General features: G+C 35.7%; 15 protein-coding genes. 11 read left to right on the top strand and 4 right to left on the bottom strand.

Features of this window, described 5'->3' with window-relative positions:
* The first annotated feature begins 717 nt into the window (after positions 1-717).
* The 7 genes from BUC16_RS13075 (at position 718) to lpdA (ending at position 12,901) form a co-directional block, all read left to right on the top strand.
* Entirely contained in the window at positions 718-4,005 is a 3,288-nt protein-coding gene (locus tag BUC16_RS13075) for a SusC/RagA family TonB-linked outer membrane protein (RefSeq protein WP_073371226.1), read from the top strand.
* 46 nt (positions 4,006-4,051) lie between these two features.
* Positions 4,052-5,875, top strand: coding sequence for a RagB/SusD family nutrient uptake outer membrane protein (locus BUC16_RS13070; protein ID WP_073371225.1), 1,824 nt, complete (start codon positions 4,052-4,054; stop codon positions 5,873-5,875).
* Positions 5,876-5,903: 28 nt separating this feature from the next.
* Positions 5,904-7,556 carry a DUF4957 domain-containing protein gene (locus tag BUC16_RS13065; protein ID WP_073371224.1) on the top strand — a complete coding sequence of 551 codons (1,653 nt, stop codon included), beginning with the start codon at positions 5,904-5,906 and terminating at the stop codon, positions 7,554-7,556.
* A gap of 76 nt (positions 7,557-7,632) precedes the next feature.
* Positions 7,633-9,105 (top strand): pectate lyase family protein, encoded by a 1,473-nt coding sequence (locus tag BUC16_RS13060; RefSeq protein ID WP_073371223.1) that lies wholly within the window; start codon positions 7,633-7,635, stop codon positions 9,103-9,105.
* A 40-nt stretch (positions 9,106-9,145) separates the two neighbouring features.
* Positions 9,146-10,144 carry a pectinesterase family protein gene (locus BUC16_RS13055; protein WP_073371222.1) on the top strand — a complete coding sequence of 333 codons (999 nt, stop codon included), beginning with the start codon at positions 9,146-9,148 and terminating at the stop codon, positions 10,142-10,144.
* 241 nt (positions 10,145-10,385) lie between these two features.
* Positions 10,386-11,219, top strand: coding sequence for a T9SS type A sorting domain-containing protein (locus BUC16_RS13050; RefSeq protein ID WP_073371221.1), 834 nt, complete (start codon positions 10,386-10,388; stop codon positions 11,217-11,219).
* 278 nt (positions 11,220-11,497) lie between these two features.
* Positions 11,498-12,901 (top strand): dihydrolipoyl dehydrogenase, encoded by a 1,404-nt coding sequence (lpdA, locus tag BUC16_RS13045; RefSeq protein WP_073371220.1) that lies wholly within the window; start codon positions 11,498-11,500, stop codon positions 12,899-12,901.
* Between the two features lie 60 nt (positions 12,902-12,961).
* Here lpdA and BUC16_RS13040 read toward each other — a convergent pair whose 3' ends face one another.
* Both BUC16_RS13040 and BUC16_RS13035 read right to left on the bottom strand, forming a co-directional pair.
* The gene (locus BUC16_RS13040; RefSeq protein ID WP_073371219.1) at positions 12,962-13,855 is read right to left on the bottom strand and encodes a DUF4349 domain-containing protein; all 894 of its coding nucleotides are present in this window, start codon (positions 13,853-13,855) and stop codon (positions 12,962-12,964) included.
* 186 nt (positions 13,856-14,041) lie between these two features.
* Entirely contained in the window at positions 14,042-14,416 is a 375-nt protein-coding gene (locus tag BUC16_RS13035; protein WP_073371218.1) for a DoxX family membrane protein, read from the bottom strand.
* A gap of 95 nt (positions 14,417-14,511) precedes the next feature.
* On the opposite strand from BUC16_RS13035, the gene BUC16_RS13030 reads away from it, so the two are divergent.
* The 3 genes from BUC16_RS13030 (at position 14,512) to BUC16_RS13020 (ending at position 19,193) form a co-directional block, all read left to right on the top strand.
* Complete coding sequence (locus BUC16_RS13030; protein ID WP_073371217.1) at positions 14,512-15,798, top strand: anthranilate synthase component I family protein; 1,287 nt, start codon at positions 14,512-14,514, stop codon at positions 15,796-15,798.
* A gap of 78 nt (positions 15,799-15,876) precedes the next feature.
* Positions 15,877-17,187, top strand: coding sequence for a tRNA lysidine(34) synthetase TilS (gene tilS / locus BUC16_RS13025; RefSeq protein WP_073371216.1), 1,311 nt, complete (start codon positions 15,877-15,879; stop codon positions 17,185-17,187).
* Positions 17,187-19,193: a protein-disulfide reductase DsbD family protein gene (locus BUC16_RS13020; protein ID WP_073371215.1), complete on the top strand. Its 2,007-nt coding sequence runs from the start codon at positions 17,187-17,189 to the stop codon at positions 19,191-19,193. Before tilS ends, BUC16_RS13020 begins: the two co-directional genes overlap by 1 nt.
* 282 nt (positions 19,194-19,475) lie before the next feature.
* Here the strand turns inward: BUC16_RS13020 and BUC16_RS13015 are convergent, their stop codons facing one another.
* Positions 19,476-20,801: an ammonium transporter gene (locus tag BUC16_RS13015; RefSeq protein ID WP_073371259.1), complete on the bottom strand. Its 1,326-nt coding sequence runs from the start codon at positions 20,799-20,801 to the stop codon at positions 19,476-19,478.
* A gap of 305 nt (positions 20,802-21,106) precedes the next feature.
* Entirely contained in the window at positions 21,107-22,120 is a 1,014-nt protein-coding gene (locus BUC16_RS13010) for a dipeptide epimerase (RefSeq protein ID WP_073371214.1), read from the bottom strand.
* A gap of 183 nt (positions 22,121-22,303) precedes the next feature.
* On the opposite strand from BUC16_RS13010, the gene BUC16_RS13005 reads away from it, so the two are divergent.
* Entirely contained in the window at positions 22,304-23,287 is a 984-nt protein-coding gene (locus BUC16_RS13005; protein ID WP_073371213.1) for a Gfo/Idh/MocA family protein, read from the top strand.
* The last annotated feature ends 19 nt before the right edge of the window (positions 23,288-23,306 follow it).

Here is a 23,306-nt window from a genome sequence, read left to right as displayed (position 1 = left end):
TATGATAACTATATTAATACCAGTTTTTTTAAGATAATTTTATTTTTTTATTTCATTTTTTTTAGAATTATTGAATTAGTTTTTTATATTTGTGCAATCGATTACCTCTGAATTTATTTATTCTAGGGGAGATATATTTAAAAAGATTTCATTGAATAATTGCATTAAGATTCTGAAAAGTAGGGAATTGAAGTTTGGAATTGATAACATCAAATTTTAATTATAATCAGGAATTATTATTGAAGCTCTTTTTTATAGATAGTAAAGTGTTAAAAAGAGTGTAATTTATATAGTTAAAAATGAATCTCGGGTTGACGTATCTAAAGGGATGTGGAATGGCGTTTTTTTTATTTTAATTAGAAAAAAAAAAGAAAATTTCAATTATTTTTTTTGTTTCGATTGCTGTTCTGTTCTGGTCTGTATCTTGTGGCTTAAAAGCTTGTAATAAAGGAAAAGTTTGATTTTTTTTAAAAGTATATTTAAAATCAATAATGTAGAAATGATTTAAATTAAACAGCTATATAGCTTGCTCAATAATAATCAAAGAGCGTGTTGTAAAAATGAATTTTAATGAAATATTTGTTGAACGTAATTATTAACCACTATAAAATAAATGAAACTAACTGAATATTAACTACCTAAAAACTAACAAAAAAATAAAAAAAACTTAACAAAGAAAGTAACAAAAAAAACTAACTAATTAATAAACATTATACTATGAATGTATTTGAAAAAGGCAAAAGAGTAATTTTTGTCATTATGCTTTTGCTTGGCGTGTTTATGGGCAATGAATCTTATGCTCAACAAGGAACAACAATAAGTGGGGTTGTTAAAGATGAAACTGGGTTTCCATTACCAGGAGTAAATATTATTGAAAAAGGAACAAAGAATGGAGTAGGTTCTAATATGGACGGAAAATTTACTTTAAAATTGACTACTGATAAAGCGGTGTTGGTTTTTAGTTATTTAGGCTATGAAAATCTATCTGTTTCAGTGGCAGGTAAAACAGTAGTTAATGTGTCTCTTAAACCAAATGCAGAGTCTCTGGATGAAGTTAAAATAGTTTCTTTTGGTTATGGAACCGTTAAAAAAGAAAATTTGACAGGAGCTGTTTCTTCAATGAGTGCTAAAGAGCTAAGCAAGATTCCAGTTACCAATGTGGCTGAAGCCATGGCAGGTAGACTTGCCGGGGTTTCTGTACAAACCGTGGATGGTGCTCCAGGTGCTGATATCGTGATTCGCGTTAGAGGTGGTGGATCTCTTACTCAAGACAATTCACCTTTATATGTTGTGGATGGTTTTGTGGTTGATAACTTGAATGATGTTCCTCCAGGGGATATCGCAAGCATAGATGTTTTAAAAGATGCTGCGACTACAGCAATTTATGGAGCTCAAGGAGCAAATGGGGTTGTTATTGTGACTACCAAAAAACCAAAAGCGGGTAAAACTACCGTGACTTTTAATCAATATATGCAAATTGGTACGCTTCCTAAAGATAGAACTTATGAGGTTTTGTCTCCTTATGAATTTGTGACAATGCAATATGAAAAAGCCAAGATGACTGGAACTACTAATGTTACTAGTTTTGAGAAATATTTTGGTAAATACGATGATTTGGAATTGTATAAAAGCAAAAAACCAAAGGATTGGCAGCAAGAGGCGTTAGGTAGAGACGTTATATCCTATTATACGAACTTAAGTCTTTCGGGAGGAAGCGAAACCACTAAATTTATATTCAGTTATACTGTTAATGACGACGAAGGATTGATGGTTGGTTCTGGTCAGAAACGAAATACAATCAATTTTAAATTGAATCATGATATTTCAAAAAAATTGAAAGTCGACATGTCGGCCAGAATTTCTAATACAGTAGTAGATGGAGCAGGTTCTTCTGGTAGTTCTCAAATGAGAATTAAAAATATCCTTACTTCAAGACCAACAAATGGTATTGCAGATGAATTGGAATTTGATCCTAATGCTCTTGAAGATGACGATCAATACGAACAATTTATGTTGGGAATGAAAAGTCCAGCCGAAATAATTGCCCAAGATTGGAAAAAGAGAAAAATGACAAGTTATGTATTGAATGCCGGGATTACTTGGAATATTTTGAATAATTTGACTTTGAAATCTGCTTTGACAACTGAAAAAGGGTATGGAGAAAACCTTAGGTTTTATGGACCTGAAACGGGAGAATCTAAACAAGCAGGAAATAGCTTGCCGTTAGGGGTTAAAATTGATGCTGAAGGGCACTCATACAGATTTGTAAATACATTGAATTATGATTTCAAAAATCTTGGAAAGCATGATTTAGGGATAATGTTGGGTCAAGAGGTTCGATCTAAAGGTGGAAAAAACCAATCAATAAGAGTGGAAGATTTTAGATCGACCATTACACCTGAAGAAATGTTTGCCAATTTGTCTTTAGGTAGAGTTGATAATCAATCTACAACTGAGTTGACAGATGAAAACTGGTTTTCGATATTTGCTAGGGCTACTTATGCTTATGATGATAAATATTTATTCACTGCAACCGTACGTCGTGATGCTTCCAGTAAATTTGAAGGAGAGAATAATGTTGCTATTTTTCCTGCTCTTTCTGCAGGTTGGAAAATTACGAGTGAGCCTTTCTTGAAAAATTCTAAAGTATTTAATGAGTTAAAATTAAGAGTTGGTTATGGTGAAGTAGGTAATGATAGAATACCGGCCAACTCCACTAAATTGTTGATGGAACCTTCTACGGTAAAAGGCCCCGGTTTTGGTACTAATGCTAATAACACCTATTACAGTATTATAGGTACAACATTGTATAACCCTGATTTGATTTGGGAAACGACTCTTACTCGAAATATTGGTTTGGACTTTAGACTTTTTAATTCCGTGATTAATGGTAGTTTGGAGTTTTACAGAAATACCACTACGGATTTATTGTTTAAATCACTTGCATACAAGGTTACAGGATTTGCTGATCAATGGAAGAACATAGGTGCGACTTCCAATAGAGGGGTAGAATTGTCTTTCAATGCAAATATAATTGATAAAAAAGATTTAACTTTAGGCCTTACAATGAATTTTGGAATTAATAAGACTAAAATTGATGAATTAGATGGTACTGAAATTAAATTATTTCAGTCAAATTGGGCAAGTACTGATTTGATGAGTGCAGATGATTACCGTTTGGAAATTGGGAAAACAGTAGGTATGATCTATGGTTATGTGAATGATGGAATGTACACCGTGGATGATTTTACTCAAACAACTCCAACGAGTGCTTGGGTACTTAAAGCAGATGTGCCTAGTAATTCAGGTATTATTGGAGCTCCAGTTAGACCTGGTTCCATGAAATTGAAAGATTTGAATGGTGATGGTGCCATTTCGACTGATGACCGACAAGTTATTGGAAATGCAGTGCCAAAAGCACAAGGTGGTTTCGGACTAAATACAACCTATAAAGCATTCGATTTGTCCATGTTTTTCAACTGGTCTTATGGAAATGATGTTTACAATACAGGTAAAATTGATTACAATCAATTGTATCGTACCTCTTATGGGAATATGTTGAACACGATGAACTCTGCCAATAGATTCACATATATTGATGCAGATGGTACTTATACAGGTGTTGCTGGTAATGTTGTTACTGATTTAGCTCAATTGGGCGAAATGAATCAAGGCAAGACTCTTTGGAGTGGAAGTATGTCTTTTGGTGATGCAAGACCAGTATTGACGGATTGGGCAATTGAAGATGGTTCTTATATAAGATTGAACAACGTAACTCTTGGATATACATTGCCAATAAAAGATTTTAAGAAAACGATATTTTCAAGTGCACGTTTTTATGTTACAGGTACCAATTTAGCCTTATGGACTAAATACAGTGGTTATGATCCAGATGTAAATTCAAACAGGAATGATGGTGTTTTTAGTGCTTTGACACCTGGTTTGGATTATTCATCTTATCCTAGAAGCAGAAGATTTACTTTTGGTATGAATCTTACCTTCTAAGTTGGGGGCATTTATTAATAAAAATTAAATTTAAAACATATTTATTATGAATAATTTCATTAAAAAAACAGTAATCATAATAATGGCATTCAGTTTGAATAGCTGTTCCGATTTTCTAGAACCGGATTCATTATCCACTTTCGATACACAATATGTGTTTTCGAATGTAATTGACGCAAGAAAAGCGACTAATGCTATTTATGCACATTTTGGACAAGATGGTTTTAGATCCAGATTGTCTTCAAATTTCCAGGGAAATACAGATATTGAAGCTAGTGGGGAGTTGAATAGTTCCACTACGCGTCATGAAATCTTTGGAATAAGAGCAAAAGACGGTAATACAGATTTAAGAACTGTTTGGGATCTTGCTTATAAAGCCATTAGAGATTGTAATGTCGTTATCGATGGTATTCATAAAAGTAAAACCTATAACGATCCCTTGACGAGTACAACTGATATAGCGACTTACAATCAATTCTTGGGAGAGGCCTATACAGTACGCGCCTATTGGTATAGTATGCTTATCTTTACTTTTGGTGATGTACCTTTAATTATACAAGCTCCAATTGCAGGTGTTGATTATAATACGCCAAAAGTAGACAGAAACGATATTCTTTCAAGTGTTATTAAAGATTTGATCGATATTGAAGAAAAGATGCAATGGTCAGATAAAAACGATTATGGAGTAGAACAAATAAATAGAGAATTTGCCATAGGAATGATTGCCAGATTATCTTTGCAAAGAGGTGGGTATTTCTTGACACCGGAAATGAAGATGGACAGAAGAAGCGACTATTTAGATTATTATAAAATCGCAAGAGATTATTCTAAAAAGTTGATGACATTAAAGGATAGAGAATTGCCTACAGATTTCGCACAGATTTTTAAAAATGAATGTGAGTTTATAGTGGCCAAAAACAGCGATGTTTTATTCGAAGTTCCTTTCGCCATCGGTGAAGGTGACGTGGCTTGGAATATCGGAATCAGGGTTAATGGTGGTGATGCAGCAAAACATAATTATGGTTCAGGTAGTAACTATATGAATGTACCGGCAAGTTACTTTTATTCATTTGATTTCAAAGATAAAAGAAGAGACGTGACTTGTGGGTTGTATATTTTAGATGTAGATAACATCCAAAAATTTGTTGGAATTGGAGCTATCTCGCAAGGGAAATGGAGTAGATCATTTGTGAAAACTCCTCTTGGGAAAACGACTGACAAAGGAACTGGAATCAATTGGCCATTGATGAGATATGCCGATGTTTTATTAATGTTTGCAGAGTCGGAAAATGAATTGAATGGACCAACAGCTGAAGCAAAAGAAGCTTTCAGCAGGGTTAGAAAAAGAGCGTTTAATACAGTAGATTGGCCGGTAAAAGTGGACGAATATATTGCAAATGTTTCTACAAGCAAAAATGCTTTTTTTGATGCTATCGTAAATGAAAGAGCATGGGAATTTGGAGGAGAGTTGACTCGTAAATCGGAGTTGATTAGATGGAATTTGTACAATAAAAAAATTGACGAAACAGTAAATAATTTACATAAATTAGCTGATGATGCCTTTTATGGTTTAGGGACTTTGCCAGATTATGTATATGTAAAAACCAATGTGGACGGTACAATTTCGATATTAAATCTTAACGAAAAACTAGCGGTAGCTCCTGTAGATCCTGCGTATGTCAGAAAACCTTGGTTGATTGATTTGAAGAAAACTTCAGACCCAACAACTTACAACAATTTTATTAACGTCTATTTTTCTCCATACCAACAAGGACATCCTGTTAAATACATATTTCCAATTCCAAGTACAACAATTGTTAATAGTATGGGAGTGTTGAAAAATGAAGGATACAATGATTTTAATCCATAATTTTATTTTAATATAAATAACAAAAAATATGAAAAAAAATAATTTATTTAAAGCACTTCTACTTCTAGTAGGTGTTTTATATTTGAATTCTTGTTCCGTAGAAACTTATCCAGAAACAAGGCTTTTTAGACCTGTTTTGAATAAAGATTTGCTAGCCCTAAACAATACGATTACGGTTGACATGGGTAAATTGAAATCTGCCGTGTATTACAAAATTGAAGTTAGTAGAGATACATTTAAAACGGTGCTTAAAACATTTGATACACCAGAAAATAAATTTGTTATTACAGATTTATTATGGAATACTTTGTATCAAGTTAGAGCTACTGCTTTTGCCGAGAAAGAAGAGTTTAACAGTAAAATTTCAAATTTTGGAGGTGTAAAGACTGAAAAATTTCCAACGATAATGTTGCCGCAAACTGCTGCTGATGTCACTGATATTGCTGTGAAAGTTCGTTGGTTGGTTGCAGCCGGAGATCAAGCAGTTACTGCTGTAAAGGTATTTGCTGGCGCAGATGAAGCATTGACAACTCCATTGGCTACTTATCCTACTACTCCAGCCGAAATAGCAGCAGGAGCAAAAATCATTTCTGGATTAACGCCTGGCACAAAATACCAGGTGGCCATATACAGTGGTGAAACAATCAGGGGTTGGGATCTTTATACCACTAAACCTGCAATACCAACAACTGGAAATGTTATCGATTTAAGAGGAAAGACCGATCCGAATTTATTGATAACAACCTTGAAAGATCCGGCTACGACTTCTGGTAGTACCATCATTCTTGATGGTGACATGACTTATAATGGTACAGGTTATAGTTTTGATAAATCGATTACTATAAAAAGTGGATACAGCACTTCTTCAAATGGTGCTATTATCAATATTACATCCAATTTTAGTTTAGCAGCTGGTAGTGTTATTTCTTCAATTGTTTTTGATGGAGTTACTCTTATGTCTGCAAATTCGGCTGCTATTTATATTTTTAATGTTAATGCAAGTGCAACTGTTGAAAATTTGAAATTCGATAATTGTAGAATATCAAGTTTTAGAGGGGTTTTTCGTTCCCAAGGGGCTGCTAATGTTGGATACATAACTAATTATTCGATAAATAATTCTATCGTAACTGATATTAGAGGTTATGGGGTTATAACTTTGGAACCTGTAGCTTGGAAATTTAGCAACATTGCATTTACAAATTCTACTTTTTATAAATGTGAAAAGTTTATTAGTACTGCTAGTACGGTTCCTGCTAAAAGTATCTTGATTTCTGATTGTACACTGAATGAAGTAGCCAGAATATCAGCTAACAAGATCTTTGCTTTTCCTGCAACAGCTGGTGGTAATGTTACTGATGGTATAACTATTGCCAATACCATTATTGGTCGTGGATGGGATACTAATGGTACAGGAGCAACTAGTTGGCCTATTGATCCAATTGATGGACTTACAGCCACAAATTTCACTGTGAACAATTCTTTTTCCACAAGTGATTTTACATTAACTACTGGGGGTACACCTATTCCTGGTTTCCCTAATGTTGCTTATGCGAAAACTACTGTAGATTTGTGGAAAAATCCTGCTAATGGAAAAGATCCAGCGATTGCAGATTTTAACTTTATTGATTCTAGTTTCGCGGGTATTAAAACCGCTGGTGATCCACGTTGGAGAAAGCAATAATAAAACTTAAATAGTATTAATTTAAAAAAGACACCTCTTAACAATGTGTCTTTTTTTTTACCAAATAGTTTTTAAAATGAAATATATTAAAATTTTAGGGCTTGTTTTTTTGACATTTCAAATACAGGCTTGCAGTAAAAGTGAAAATGATGTGCCAGTTACTCCCGAACCAGTAGCTGAAAAGCCAATAAAAATTCAAGAAGATGCTTATGCTTTTCCTGGAGCCCAGGGATTTGGCCAATTCACCACGGGAGGTCGTGGTGGGGCAGTATTGTTTGTAACCAATTTGAATGATGCTGGTCCAGGAAGTTTGAGGGCTGCAGTCGAGGCTTCCGGGAGCAGGATTGTAGTTTTTAAAGTATCAGGAACCATAAGTTTAAAATCGACTTTAAAAATTATAAATCCTAATATAACCATAGCTGGACAATCAGCTCCTGGCGATGGAATTTGTCTTAGAGATTATCCAGTGACTGTTCAAACCGGAAATGTTATTGTGCGCTACATCCGATTTAGAATGGGAGACGAAACCATGCAAGAGGGAGATGCCTTTGGGGGGAGATTTAATAAAAACATAATTGTGGATCACTGTTCCATGAGCTGGTCAACAGATGAATGTGTTTCCTTTTATGCAAACGAAAACACTACCGTGCAATGGTCCATTATTTCTGAGTCCTTGAGAAATTCTGTTCATGCAAAAGGAGCCCATGGATATGGTGGAGTTTGGGGTGGCAAAAATGCATCATTCCATCATAATTTATTGGCACATCACGATAGCAGAAATCCAAGATTGGGAGAAGAAGCAGGCAAGGCTTTTGCGCTGACAGATTTAACGGATTTAAGAAACAACGTGGTCTACAATTGGGGAGGAAACAGTTGCTACGGAGGAGAAGCAATGAACGTGAATATCGTGAACTGTTATTACAAGCCTGGACCGGTAACTTCAAAGACGGATAGAATTTTGTCCATTGATAAAAACAAGATTGTTGGCACGGAAGTGTATGATATTTGGGGTAAATTTTATGTAAATGGCAATTATGTTGAAGGCAATATCAATGCCACAAACAACAATTGGGATTATGGTGTGTACAATCAATTTCATTCGAGTTATGGCGTGGTTTCTGATGCCGACAAATTGAAAATGAAGGTCAATACTCCTCATGATATCAAAGGAAATGTAACCACTCATACTGCTCAAATAGCCTACGAAAGAGTCCTTAAATATGGTGGTGCCAATCTCGTGAGAGATGCCGTGGATTTGAGGATAATCGATAATGTAAAAAATAAAACTTATACGTTCGAAGGAACGAATGGAAGTACAAAAGGAATTATTGATTCGCAAGGCGATGTTGGCGGATGGCCGGTGCTTAAAAGCACGACACCTCCGCTGGACACGGATAATGATGGAATGCCGGATGTATGGGAAATAGAAAAAAAATTAAATCCAAACGTAAAGAATGCCAATGCCAAAGATTTGAGTTCTGCCTACGACAATATCGAAGTTTACTTGAATAGTATCGTGAAAGAGGTTAATGCTGGACAATACGATTAGCCGATTAACTTGAAAAGAAAATTAAAATAATAAGTTTAAAATGAAGTTGAAACTAAAGAGTGTTTACGTTGGGATTTTATCACTGTTTTTATGGAATTGTTCAGCAGCAAATTCTGCCCAAGATCCAAATAATTTATCCCAAAAATATGATATTGTCGTTGATGCAAAAGGGGCTGGAGATTTTGCGACTGTCCAAGAGGCAATAAATTCAGTGCCGTTTCTAAAGCAAAAAGAGACCAAGATTTATATTAAAAATGGGATTTATAAAGAAAAATTGGATTTGCCCAAGGACAAAATAAATGTCACTTTGATAGGAGAGGATAAAACAAAAACAATACTCACTTATGATGATTATGCTTCCAAAAAAAATGCGGCAGGAGCAAACATAGGTACTTCGGGTTCTTGTAGTTTTGCCGTTGGTGCCGATAATTTTAAAGCTGAAAACATTACTTTTGAAAATTCCTCAGGCCCAGTAGGGCAAGCTGTCGCCGTAAGAATCGATGGTGATAAAGTGATTTTCAACAATTGTAATTTTCTGGGATTTCAGGATACTGTGTATACGCGTGCAGACAAAAGCAGACAATATTATAAAAATTGTTATATGGAAGGTACAACCGATTTTATTTTTGGTGCGTCAACTGCGTTATTTGAAGATTGCGAGATTTTTTCAAAACAGGGAGGAGCTTATATTACGGCTGCTTCAACAAGCTTAGGCACTTCATATGGCTATGTTTTCCTGAATTGTAAATTGACGACAAACACATCTAAAGGATCGGTTTATTTGGGAAGGCCTTGGCGTAATGATGCCAAAACCGTTTTTATTAAATGCGAAATGGGTGAACACATCAATCCTTTAGGGTGGTCTAATTGGGGTAGAACCGAAGCTGAATCAACAACTTTCTATGCTGAGTATGAATGTTCAGGAAAAGGTGCTGATAGATCATCACGAGTGAATTGGTCGCATACATTAACCGCCCAGCAATTTTCAACAGATTACACAATGGATAAAATATTCAAGGATTGGGATCCAATTTTATAGAAGCCCTAAAACTGTTACAAAAAGTTGCATAATTATATTTTTAAAATAATTAAATCAGAACAGAATTACTTCTGTTCTGATTTTTTATTTAAGACCCTTTTGTTTGTTTAATGCACAAACGAAATATAAAATATACACAATATAAAAATAACACCTTTTTTTTATTGTATATTAAAAAAATAAACTAATTTTATGTAATCGATTACAATGTTGTAGTCAATCTAACCAAATACTTTATATTATGAAAAAAAAATTACTTTATTTAACTTTTATTGTGTTATTTTCAGTATCAGCAATTAACGCTCAAACTAAATACTGGGATTTTCAAGAAATTGCTACTTGGCCACTTAGTGCTCCAGCTCCTGTTACTACACCTGCTACGCCTCAAGAATCTAATTATCTGACTGAAACAGTTGTGGATAAATTGGGTATTTTTCCTGGAGCTTCTACAGTTAAAAATTTTGGAGTTATTAATTTAAGCAATGGTACATTTACTGGTTATACAAGTACAACTCGATTTCAAGTAAATGGTAATGGAGGAGTGACCGCACCAACATATAAACCAACTCAACGTTATTTATATTTTACAGTTGATGGACCATGTACTGTAAAGGTTTGGTTTAGACATGCTAGTAGTACTGCTGGATCTGCTGATCGTTCTGTTCTTGTAACAGATGGTAATAGTCTAGTTGGTAGTGCTGCAGCACCTGTTGCGGGTAGTGCTATTGTAACAGCAAACTACACTACAGTTGGTGGTGGTAAGCTTTATGTATATAGTGATAATGGTGTTAATCTTTACAAAGTTGAAGTTACAGGTGCTAACGTAACAACTCCTGCGCTTGGAAATAAAAATTTCCAAAAAGAACTTGATGTAACAGTTTTTGCCAAAGACAACAAAATTTTCTTGTCAAACATAAAATCAAGCACAACAGTTGAGGTTTACAACGTACTGGGTGCATTGGTTAAATCGACTCAAGCGAATGCAGACACTAGTTTAGATATCAACGGTGGAGTTTACATTGTAAAAGCCCAATCAGCTGAGGGTGAAAAATCAGTAAAAGTGATAGTGCAATAATTAACTAAGCACTAACTAAAAAGGAGAATATTCAATTTGAATATTCTCCTTTTTTTATGTTTAAATCAAAAAGTAAATCATTTTTCAACAGGGAAATTTTCAAATGCGATTTTATTAAATTTATAAGAATTAAATAGAAGTATTGTTTGCGCTGTTTTTGATACTTCAAGAAATCCAACAAAAAATCCTTTAATTGAGGAAAATTGCCGTTGCTATTGAAATGGTCATTGCAATTTTATTTCTTATTTTTGCATCACTTAAACAAAAACACACATACTATGAGTTCATTTGACGTAGTCATTATAGGTTCAGGGCCAGGCGGATATGTTTCGGCAATTCGTTGCGCACAGTTAGGTTTCAAAACGGCCATTATCGAAAAATATTCCACTCTTGGAGGAACTTGCCTCAATGTAGGTTGTATTCCGTCAAAAGCATTGTTGTCGTCTTCGCATCATTACAGCGAAATTGCCCATTTTGCAGATCATGGAATCGAACTTTCTGGTGAAGTAAAAGTCAATTTGGAGAAAATGATCGCCCGCAAACAAGCTGTCGTGGATCAAACTTCGGGAGGAATCAATTACTTGATGGACAAAAATAAAGTGACAGTTTTCAATGGTTTGGGATCATTTGTAGACGCGACTCACGTGGCTATTGCCAAAGCTGACGGAACTTCGGAAACTATCGAATCAAAAAATATCATTATAGCAACAGGTTCTAAACCATCTTCGTTGCCGTTTATCAAAATAGACAAAGAAAGAATCATCACTTCAACGGAAGCTTTGGCTTTGAAAGAAGTGCCAAAACACCTTGTCATCATTGGTGGTGGTGTTATAGGAATCGAATTGGGACAAGTGTATTTACGTTTGGGTGCACAAGTTTCGGTAGTGGAATTTATGGACAGAATTATTCCAGGAATGGATGGTGCCCTGTCTAAAGAATTGACCAAAGTTCTGAAAAAACAAGGAATGAAATTTTACGTTTCACACAAAGTGAAATCAGTGGAAAGAAAAGGAAATAGCGTAACTGTTCAAGCTGAAAATGCAAAAGGAGAAACGATAACTCTTGAAGGAGATTATTCATTGGTTTCAGTTGGTCGTCGTCCTTATACGGATGGTTTGAATGCTGATAAGGCCGGAGTGAAAATCACGGACAGGGGAATGATTGAAGTAAATGATCATTTACAAACCAATGTGCCAAATATTTATGCCATTGGTGACGTGGTTCGTGGTGCAATGTTGGCGCACAAAGCGGAAGAAGAGGGAACCATGGTTGCCGAAATCTTGGCGGGTCAAAAACCACATATTGATTACAACTTGATTCCAGGAGTGGTATACACTTGGCCAGAAGTGGCTGCGGTTGGACAAACGGAAGAGCAATTAAAAGCGTCTGGTGTTGCCTTCAAATCAGGAAGTTTTCCTTTCAAAGCGTTGGGAAGAGCAAGAGCCAGCGGAGATTTGGACGGATTCGTGAAAATTCTTGCCGATGCCAAAACCGATGAAGTATTGGGGATTCACATGATTGGAGCTCGTTGCGCCGACTTGATTGCCGAAGCGGTAACTGCAATGGAATTCAAGGCATCTGCCGAAGATATTTCAAGAATGAGTCACGCACATCCAACTTTCTCTGAAGCGATAAAAGAAGCGGCTTTGGCTGCCACGGAGAATAGAGCGTTGCACGTATAGTTAGAAAAGTTATATTAAAAAAACAAACCCCGTTCAGTTGTGCTGAACGGGGTTTTGATTTTAGTTCCCTTTTTTAAGATATTTTTTATAGATAAAATAGCCTCCAATTCCAATTAGAATTATTGACCAGAGTTGTACTAAAACAGCAATGATTCCTTCGATTACATACCAGCCCGTTTTAATTCCGTCAAGAATTTGGGTTCCGAAATTTTGTCTGTACGTTTTTGCATTGGCAATCATTTCTTCTTTAAAAGTTGGACGTTGGTAAATTTGTAAAGTCAAGGTGCTGAAATTTACTTGATCTTGCAAGGAAAGGTTTTCAAGTTTGCTGTTGTCTTTTTGCTCGTTTTTATTGTTCAATGTGTCTTCTGCGGCAATTACGTCGTTCAATTTCTTGCCTTTGGTGTCGATTGCTTTTTCTATACGTTTTTCTTGATTTGAACTTCTGTTTTCAGCCATTTGATTCGACAACATTTGCAAGGAAACGTCATCTGCTTTTATAATTCGATATTCAAGAAAATCAATTTGCTTGGCAATAGTTTTGATGACAGTGTCCAGACGAACATTTGGGACTCTAATGGTAATATTGTTTTCGACGATGTATTTTGTAATTTCAAGTGTGCTGTCTTGGCTTATTTTTATTTCTTTCGTTTCAGAAATGGAGCTTTGTAAATTGGTGTAGGTTACAAAACCACCAAATTTAACGGCAGTATTTTCGATGGCATAAGTGGAATTGGCTACATTTTTTACTTTGAATTTGATGTCAGCAGTTCTAACAAATTTTTGGTCACTATTTTTAGGTTCTACTGCCGCAGATGATGAGGCCATGCTTGTGGTATCAGCTGCAATGTCGGTGGGTTCATAAACAGTTTCTCCAGCTGATTCTGCTTTTTTGCATGAAATGGCTAAAATGATTATTAGTAAAGCCAGTACTATTCTCGGAGTTTTAATCATAAAAAAATCAATTATTTAGGTTATTGTTTAGGTAAATTAGAGTGAATGGTAAATATATAGTTTTATTCGTAATAATAAAATTGAATTTAAAGAGATGATTTTGAGTTTTTTTGAAGGTTTATAAAAAAAGAAACCTGACTTGTTTTTTGGGCTAGTCAGGTTTTTGTTGTTGTAGGATTTAATAATTTACTGCACGAACAATCCTTTGTAATTGCTCCAATGACTGAAAATTAAAAACAAGTTTCCAAAAAACACGAATAACGCTAGTGGAATTCCGTCTGGACTAAGAAAAAAATTAATGAATAGAATGTTTACCGTAACTGGTAGAATCAAGATATTGGCCAAGGTTACATATTTACCGCTAACAAATGACAATCCGCAAAGGAATTCGACTGTTTTTGCCAAAGGAATCAAATAAGTTGAAGCCATAAGACCAACATTGAAAGCCTTGAAATCTCCCGTTGTGGTAGGTTCAGGCATTAGTTTTAAAAAGAAGCCGATAGATGAAAAAAGGAATAAAAGCCCAATTAGAGTTCGAATAATAATGATTGCGATTTTCATATTTAACTGTTTTAATGGTTAATAGTACTATAAATATAGCGAAAATTTTAAAATAAATTTGTCGTAATTTTGATTTTTTTAAACATTCCATTTCCTTGAGAACATCAATTATAAAACATATAGAGAATCCATCTCAATTCAAGCAACAAATTTTGACTTGGTCGCAACAATTTAGGGAAGTCGTTTTTATGGACAGCAACGATTATCCGCAGCGTTATTCCAGTTATGATTGTATCCTCGTTGCAGATGCTTTTACATCGGTAAAAACGGATTATCCTAATGCTTTTGAAGATTTGAAACAATATCAACAAGTGACCAAAGACTGGCTTTTTGGGTATTTGTCCTATGATTTAAAAAATGATGTCGAGCTTTTGCGTTCCAATAATTTTGATGGATTGGATTTTCCGGATTTGTTTTTCTTTCAACCCAAAAAAGTATTTTTATTGAAAGGAAATCAACTCGAAATACAATATCTCAATATGTGCGATGATGAAGTCGAAACTGATTTTGAGGAAATTCTGAATCAGCTTTCCGAGGTTAGCTTTCCGTGTATAGAAATGGAAATAAAACAACGCATTTCAAAAGAGAATTATCTCAAGAAAGTGTCAAAAATTTTGGAACATATTCATCGGGGCGATATTTATGAAGCTAATTTTTGCATGGAATTTTTTATCGAAAATGCCGCCATCAAACCATTGGAGAAGTTTTTGAAACTCAACGAGATTTCAAAATCACCATTGTCGGTTTATTTCAAAAACAACAGCCAGTTTTTATTGTCCGCTTCCCCGGAACGTTATTTAAAGAAAGAAGGAGAACTAATCATTTCCCAACCCATAAAAGGGACTGCCAAAAGGTTTCAGGATCCGATGGAAGACGAAAAATCAAAAAACCAATTGGCATTAGACCCAAAAGAACGTTCTGAAAACATAATGGTTTCTGACTTGGTTCGCAATGATTTGTCCCGAACCGCCCAAAAGGGTTCCGTGAAAGTGGAGGAATTGTGCCGCATTTATTCTTTCGAGCAAGTGCACCAAATGATTTCCACGATTACCTCAAAACTGGATGCTCAATACACGGGTGTCGATGTGATAAAAACTACTTTTCCAATGGGAAGCATGACGGGAACTCCCAAGGTTTCGGTTTTGAAAATCATAGAGGAATTGGAAGAAACAAAAAGAGGTTTGTATAGTGGTGCCGTTGGTTATTTTGCACCTGATGGCGATTTCGATTTCAATGTTGTCATCCGAAGTATTTTATACAATCAAGAAAAAAAATACGCCTCGTTTTCCGTGGGAAGCGCCATCACTTCGCAATCTGTTCCTGAAAAGGAATATGAAGAATGCTTGCTCAAAGCCAAAGCAATGCGGGAAGTTTTGAGTTGAATAAGCAGACGTTAATTCAAAATATTTTATCTTTTAATTGTTATTTCGTGGTATGATTTAAAATAACTAAATTTGAACATGCAACAGAAATTCGAAAATCATATAGCGAAAAATTTTTCTTTTTTAATTGGGAAAAATTTGCTTTTGGCTACCAGCGGTGGCGTTGACAGTATGGTAATGGTGAATTTGTTTCATAAATTGTCTTTTGAAATTGCAATTGCGCATTGTAATTTTCAACTTCGAGGACTGGAAAGTTTTGCTGACCAGAATTTTGTCCAGAATTTTGCCGAAACTAATGAAATTCCACTGTTTTTAACCCAATTTGACACCAAGGCTTTTGCTGATGATTACAAGCTTTCTACCCAGGTAGCCGCTCGCGAGTTGCGATACAACTGGTTTTACGAATTATTGGAAACCAAAAAATACGATTATATTCTTACGGCACACCACGCCGACGACAATTTGGAAACTTTTCTGATTAATCTCTCTAGAGGAACTGGCTTGGACGGTTTGACAGGAATTCCGGCGCAAAACGGGAAAGTAATTCGGCCTCTTTTGATTTTTTCCAGATCGGAAATCGAGCAATATGCAATGGACACTTCCATTGAATGGCGGGAAGACAGCAGCAATGCTTCGGATAAATACTTGCGAAATAAAATCAGGCATAATTTGGTTCCCATTTTAAAGGAATTAAATCCCGATTTCCTCACTTCATTTTGTAAAACACAGGCTCATTTGCAAGAATCACAAGAGATGGTCGAAGATGCCTCAATCATGGTTTACCAGCAAGTGGCAAAGCAAGAGGATGATCAAATTCATTTTGATTTGAATCAATTGAAAAAATTGCCCAATTATAAATCTTATTTGTACCAATGGCTCAATGAATATGGGTTTTCGGCTTGGGATGATATTTATGATTTGGTTGATGGACAATCCGGAAAACAGGTTTTTTCGAGTGAATTCCGATTGTTGAAGAACAGGGATTTTTTGATATTGAGTCCTGAGAATTTAGAGGATGAAGACGAAGAATACTATATTTTTAAAGACCAAAAAGAAGTTAATATTCCCTTAAATCTTTCGTTTTCGAAAGTATCTGACATTAGTTTGGTATCAAATACAACTATCTTTGTCGATGAAGACAAGTTGTGGTTTCCGTTAGTTTTACGACGCTGGAGACAAGGCGATAGTTTTCAACCCATTGGGATGGAGGGGAAATCGAAAAAAGTCAGCAAGTTTTTCAAGGATCATAAATTATCGTTGATAGAAAAAGAAAATGTTTGGATTTTGTGTTCTGACAATCAAATAGTTTGGATTGTCGGTCTTCGACAAGACGAGCGTTTTAAAACAGGAAATAGAACAAAAAAAATTCTAAAAATACAATTGGAATAATGAGGAAATATATTTTTTTACTCTTGGTTTTTATGGCTTTCGCCAAAGGAAATGCACAAATTTTGGATCCAGTTAAATGGACAACCAAAATCGAAAAGAAATCTGAAACCAACTTTATCCTGATTTTTAACGGAGATATAGAAGAAGGCTGGCACGTATATTCCCAGTTTACTCCCGAGGGCGGCCCGTTGGCCATGGAAGTTGTTTTCAAAAATCAGCAAGGGAATTTTAATTTGGTTGGCAAAGCCAAAGAAAGCAAAACTAGAACGGCTTATAATGATGTTTTTGAGGTAAACGAAACTTTTTTTGAAAAAAATGTTCAAATCAGGCAGGAGATTACTGTGGTGAATCCGAAAAATTCAAAAATTGATGCCGTCTTGAACTACCAAGTTTGCAAAGAGGTTTGCATCAATCAGGAGAAAAAATTCAATTTTACGATTCCTTCGGCTTCAAAAACGGAAGCCAAAGTAATTGTCGTTGATACTGCAAATACCAATGTTGCACCTTTAAAAACGGAAGAAGTAAAACAACCTGTTGTGTCTGTGCCGGAAGCGAAAGTTGTTTCTTCCAAGCCAGAAGTGCCAAAAGGATTATGGTCCATATTTTTTATTGCCTTTTTGTCTGGTTTTGCAGCCTTGCTTACACCTTGCGTGTTTCCGATGATCCCGATGACGGTAAGTTTTTTTACCAAACAAAGCAGAAATAAGGCAGCAGGGATCCGAAATGCAATAATTTATGGAATTTCCATCATATTGATTTATGTAATATTGGGGTTATTCGTGACCTGGATTTTTGGAGCCGATGCATTGAATGCTTTGTCGACCAATGTGTGGTTTAATATTGTTTTCTTTATTTTATTGGTCGTTTTTGCAACCTCTTTTTTGGGTGCTTTCGAAATTATGTTGCCCAATTCTTGGGCTACCAAAGTGGATAGACAAGCGGATAGAGGCGGAGTTGTAGGGATTTTGTTCATGGCTTTGGCCTTGGCGATAGTTTCGTTTTCTTGTACAGGGCCTATTGTCGGAACACTTTTGGTTGATGCAGCTTCGAAAGGCGGTATTGCTCCGGTTGTGGGGATGTTTGGTTTTTCATTGGCCTTGGCCTTGCCTTTCATGCTTTTTGCAATGTTTCCGGGTTGGTTGAATTCTTTGCCAAAATCGGGTGGATGGCTCAATACCGTAAAAGTTATTTTGGGATTTTTGGAACTGGCTTTGGCATTCAAATTTTTGTCCAATGCCGATTTGGTTTTGCAGTTGCATTTATTGGAAAGAGAAGTGTTCTTGGCTATTTGGATTGCTATTTTTGGAACATTGTCACTCTATTTGTTCGGAAAAATCACGATGCCGCACGATAGTCCGATGCCGCATATTTCTGTGGGAAAATTGTCTTTGGGATTGTTGTCTTTAACTTTTACTATTTATATGATACCGGGGCTATGGGGAGCTCCATTGAAATTAATCAATGCTTTCCCGCCTCCAATGGAGTATAGCGAAAGTCCTTTTGGTGTTGGCGGTTCTGCTGCTGCTCTTCCTGTTGCCAGTTTGCCTGAAGGAGCCAAATTTGGGCCTCATCAAATAGTCGTTTTTGATGATTATGAAAAAGGTTTGGCTTACGCCAAAACGGTAAATAAACCCATAATGCTTGATTTTACGGGTTTTGCTTGCGTGAATTGCCGTAAAATGGAGAATAATGTTTGGTCGGACACACGTGTTTTGTCAATTTTGAAAAACGATGTTGTTTTAATTTCTTTGTATGTTGACGACAAGCGTGATTTACCAAAAAACGAACAATTTGTTTCAAAAACTACAGGTTCAGAAATTGAAACAGTTGGAGATAAATGGGCTGATTTTATGATTACGAAATACAAAACCAATACCCAGCCTTTGTATGTTTTGACCGACTTGGAAGGTAATAGCCTGAATCAAGAAAAACCAACCATAAGCTATGTTGGAGTTGATGAATATGAAATTTGGCTGAAAGAAGGTATTTCCAAGTTCAAGAAATAATATAAAAAGGATAATGATATGAAAAGCTCCCGGTCTTTAAAAGTCTGGGAGCTTTATTGTTTAATAGGATATTAAAAAGGAACTCCAGTTAAACTTATTTGCTGGAATAAATGTCGTTAGGAAGTAAGTAATCGCAGTTATCCTTAGGACTTTCGTCCAATGATTAATTAAGGATTTCAGGTTGGTATTGATAAATATAAGATTGCTTTACCTTGGCCAATGAACATAAAAAAACACCCTAAAAACGAATTTTTAGGGTGTCTTGATTATTTAGAAAGTGATTTACAAATATTCTCCGTGTTGAGAAATATCCAATCCTAATTCTTCTTTTTCTTCAGAAACTCTTAATGGAGTTATTTTATTTACGATAAAGAACAATGCATAAGAAGCAGTGAAGGCAAAGATGGAAACAAGAACCAATGCTTTCAATTGGATTAAAAACAAAGTGGCATCACCATAGATTAAACCTTGATTGTCGCCTACGATTGAGTTAACGGATTTTGAAGCAAATACACCTGTCAAAAGCATACCTACCATACCACCAACACCGTGACAAGCAAATACGTCCAAGGCATCATCAATTTTTCCTTTAGGGAAACTGCTTACGACAAGGTTGCTTATGATACTGGCAATGAAACCAATGGCAAGAGCAGAAGGCATTGACACGAATCCTGCAGCAGGAGTAATGGCAACCAATCCTACTACGGCACCGATACAAGCACCCATGGCTGAAAGTTTGTGTCCAAGAATCTTATCCAAAAATACCCAACCCATTGCAGCAGCAGCAGCAGCTACAGTTGTGGTTCCTAAAGCTTGTGCGGCAAGACTTCCAGCTCCAACAGCAGATCCTGCATTGAACCCAAACCAACCGAACCATAATAAACCAGTTCCTAATAATACATAAGTAATACGAGCTGGGTTTGTTTTTTGTACTTTTCTTTTTCCCAAGAATATGGCTCCTGCCAAAGCTGCCCAACCAGCACTCATGTGTACTACAGTTCCTCCTGCAAAATCCAATACTCCCCATCCGAAGAATAATCCATCAGGATGCCATGTCATGTGACACAATGGAGCATATATAAATAATATGAACAATACCATAAACAATAAGTAAGCCCAGAAACGTACTCTTTCAGCAAAAGCTCCAGTAATTAAAGCTGGAGTGATGATAGCGAATTTTGCTTGAAATAAAGCAAACAAAATAAAAGGAATAGTTGGAGCTAATTCCCATGCTGTTGTAGCATTTACTCCATTGAAAAACAGGTTTTGAGTTGGGTCACCAATTAAACCTCCCACTGAAGGTCCAAAACACAAACCAAATCCAACTACTACCCATAATACTGTTACTATAACCATAGCCATAAAGCTTTGCAGTACAGTACTGATTACATTTTTCTTGCCTACCATTCCACCATAAAAGAATCCTAGTCCTGGTGTCATCAGCAATACAAGACCTGTGGCTGCCAACATCCAAGCCGTATCTCCAGTATCTAATTTTAGGGCAACAACGTGTGCACCTAATGCTGTACTTTCTGGAAATAAATAAATTGAAAAAACGGATAGTACCAAAATTGTGATTAGGATCACACTTAAAATAATTTTTCGCATAATTTTTGTTTTTTTAGTTATAATTTTCAATAAAAGTAGTCAAATGATTCTATACCCCCATAAAAAATGTACTTTGAACTATGATTTTTATCAAATTTCTATTTTACACCCTTAAATTTTATGGGTATAAGATAATTATTTATCAAAATTTACAATTTATTAATACATATTTATGGTTTTTTTATTAAAGTTAAAGAATAAATTGTTTTTAGGGAGCATTTTTATCATCAATTTAGTTGTAATTCAACTGATTTTGTACAATAATTTTGAATGAAATGTCTTTAATATTGAGAATTTGCTAATATTTATGCAATTAGGCTGACTCCAGTGCCATTTTCTTTCGAGTATTGTATAATGCCATTCTTGAGGGTAATTCCGGTTGCTATATCGTTGGTTATTAATAATGTGCCATCCATGTCGACATAGTCCAATTCTGGTAATAAGTGGGCAATTGCCGATATTCCAACCGTAGATTCCGTCATGCAGCCCACCATTGTTTTCATTCCCAGTTTTTTTGCTTGTGCAATCATCCTTCTGGCAGGAGTCAGTCCGCCGCATTTCACGAGTTTGATGTTCACGCCGTGAAAATGGTTGTGGCATTTGGCCACGTCTTCTTCAATAATACAGCTTTCGTCCGCAATTATGGGCAATACCGATTGTTTGAAAACTTCCTTGTGACCTTCCCAATCATTGGCTTTCAAGGGTTGTTCCAGGAATTCGACTCCCAGTTTTTTCAATGCTACGGCATTGGTCAAGGTTTCTGGAACCGTCCAGCCGCAGTTGGCGTCAATCCTGAAAATGGCGTCGGTGTGTTTTCTTAATTCGGTAACAATGGCAATGTCTTCTTTTGTCCCGAGTTTGATTTTATAGATAGGCCAAGGCAATTCAGTCATTTTCGACACCATTTTTTCGATGCTGTCAATGCCAATGGTATAATCGGTTTTTGGGTTGTGGTCTATGGAATACCCCCATAATTCATACAATTTTTTTCCTTTTTTGCGAGCGTACCAATCGTTATAGGCATTGTCCAAGGCACAAAGTGCAAACATGTCGTGTCCTAATAATTGATGGGCTTTGTGCCAAAATTCCTCGGGAGTTTCATTGGCAACACTTTCGATAAACGGAATTATTTTTTCCAGATTGCTTTTCATCGATTCCACGGTATTCTTGTAATAGGTATTGGAAGTCGTTTCTCCATAACCAGAATAACCGTCACTTTGCAATTCTACAATTAAAATAGGTTGTGTTTTATAGGAAACTCTCGAAATGGTAAAAGTATGTTTGAGTTGCAGGTCGAATGTTCGAAGGATTACTTTCATATTGTTGATATTGGGCAAAAACTAAATTAAGTCAAAGAAAATTAACAATAATAATTGGTTTGGGAACTAAAATGTAGGTAAAATATTTATTGAAAGGAATTTTATGTTAAATTTAGATTTTGAATTAAAGTTGTATTTTGATTCTTATAAAAGGGAATTTTGGTTAACAAAATAAATAGCAAGATGAATAAGGAAAAGATTAAATGGGGAATTATAGGTTTGGGGAATATTGCCCACCAATTTGCCAAAGATTTAATGCTGGTCGAAGAAGCCGAATTGGTTGCCGTGGCTTCAAGAAATCTTGGCAAAGCACAAGAATTTGCCAAAAACTACGATTGCAAGAATGCCTACGACTCTTATGACGCCATTATGAATGATGCCGAAGTGGATATATTGTACATTGCGACTCCCCATAATTCCCACGCCGCTTTGACCATAAAAGCGTTGCAGAACAACAAAAAAGTACTTTGCGAAAAACCCATTGCCTTAAATTATGATGATGCATTGCAAATGATTAATGCGTCGAAAGCAAACAACCAATTTTTTATGGAAGCTTTTTGGACGAGATTCAATCCGTCTTTTCGGGAAGCTTTTTCCAAAATTAAAAACGGCGAAATTGGAGAAGTGAAATTCATTAATGCCGATTTTGCATTTACTGCCGATAAACTTGGAGGAGAGGGCAATAGAAAAACTGACATCGAATTGGGAGGAGGAGCACTTTTGGATATTGGAGTTTATCCTTTGTTTTTGAGTTATGTGCTGTTGGGAATTCCTGCCGAGATATTGGCAAAATCCATTTTTCACGAATCAGGAGCCGATTTGCAAACTTCAATGATTTTGCAGTACGAAAATGCGCAAGCGGTTTTGCATTCGAGTTTTGTGTCTAAATCAAACATGACGGCAACAATAAATGGTACCAAAGGAACCATTAACTTGAATTCGCTTTGGCACGAAGCGCAATCCTATACTTTGGTAATTGATAATAAGAAAGAGGAACATCCATTGCCAACCAAAGGCAAAGGATTTACATACGAAATCGAGGAATGCCATCACTGTATTAAAGAAAACCGAATTGAAAGCGAACTTTGGTCTCATCAAAATAGTTTGGATCTTATCAAAATTGTGGATGAGGTCAGAAGTCAAATAGGATTGGAATATTCTTCCTAGGAAATGCAAGACTAGAGTA

The sequence above is a fragment of the Flavobacterium fluvii genome (genome assembly GCF_900129545.1).
GTDB classification, from domain to species: domain Bacteria; phylum Bacteroidota; class Bacteroidia; order Flavobacteriales; family Flavobacteriaceae; genus Flavobacterium; species Flavobacterium fluvii.
The sequence above is the reverse complement of the archived record's forward strand: the minus strand, read 5'-3'. Positions and strand labels throughout refer to the sequence as shown.

Bases quoted from the DNA above. Each gene is read 5' to 3' on its own strand.
- BUC16_RS13075 (WP_073371226.1), top strand. From the start codon at position 718: ATGAATGTATTTGAAAAAGGCAAAAGAGTAATTTTTGTCATTATGCTT.
- BUC16_RS13065 (WP_073371224.1), top strand. From the start codon at position 5,904: ATGAAAAAAAATAATTTATTTAAAGCACTTCTACTTCTAGTAGGTGTT.
- BUC16_RS13040 (WP_073371219.1), bottom strand. From the start codon at position 13,855: ATGATTAAAACTCCGAGAATAGTACTGGCTTTACTAATAATCATTTTA.
- BUC16_RS13050 (WP_073371221.1), top strand. From the start codon at position 10,386: ATGAAAAAAAAATTACTTTATTTAACTTTTATTGTGTTATTTTCAGTA.
- lpdA (WP_073371220.1), top strand. From the start codon at position 11,498: ATGAGTTCATTTGACGTAGTCATTATAGGTTCAGGGCCAGGCGGATAT.
- BUC16_RS13055 (WP_073371222.1), top strand. From the start codon at position 9,146: ATGAAGTTGAAACTAAAGAGTGTTTACGTTGGGATTTTATCACTGTTT.
- BUC16_RS13035 (WP_073371218.1), bottom strand. From the start codon at position 14,416: ATGAAAATCGCAATCATTATTATTCGAACTCTAATTGGGCTTTTATTC.
- tilS (WP_073371216.1), top strand. From the start codon at position 15,877: ATGCAACAGAAATTCGAAAATCATATAGCGAAAAATTTTTCTTTTTTA.
- BUC16_RS13010 (WP_073371214.1), bottom strand. From the start codon at position 22,120: ATGAAAGTAATCCTTCGAACATTCGACCTGCAACTCAAACATACTTTT.
- BUC16_RS13020 (WP_073371215.1), top strand. From the start codon at position 17,187: ATGAGGAAATATATTTTTTTACTCTTGGTTTTTATGGCTTTCGCCAAA.
- BUC16_RS13005 (WP_073371213.1), top strand. From the start codon at position 22,304: ATGAATAAGGAAAAGATTAAATGGGGAATTATAGGTTTGGGGAATATT.
- BUC16_RS13070 (WP_073371225.1), top strand. From the start codon at position 4,052: ATGAATAATTTCATTAAAAAAACAGTAATCATAATAATGGCATTCAGT.
- BUC16_RS13060 (WP_073371223.1), top strand. From the start codon at position 7,633: ATGAAATATATTAAAATTTTAGGGCTTGTTTTTTTGACATTTCAAATA.
- BUC16_RS13015 (WP_073371259.1), bottom strand. From the start codon at position 20,801: ATGCGAAAAATTATTTTAAGTGTGATCCTAATCACAATTTTGGTACTA.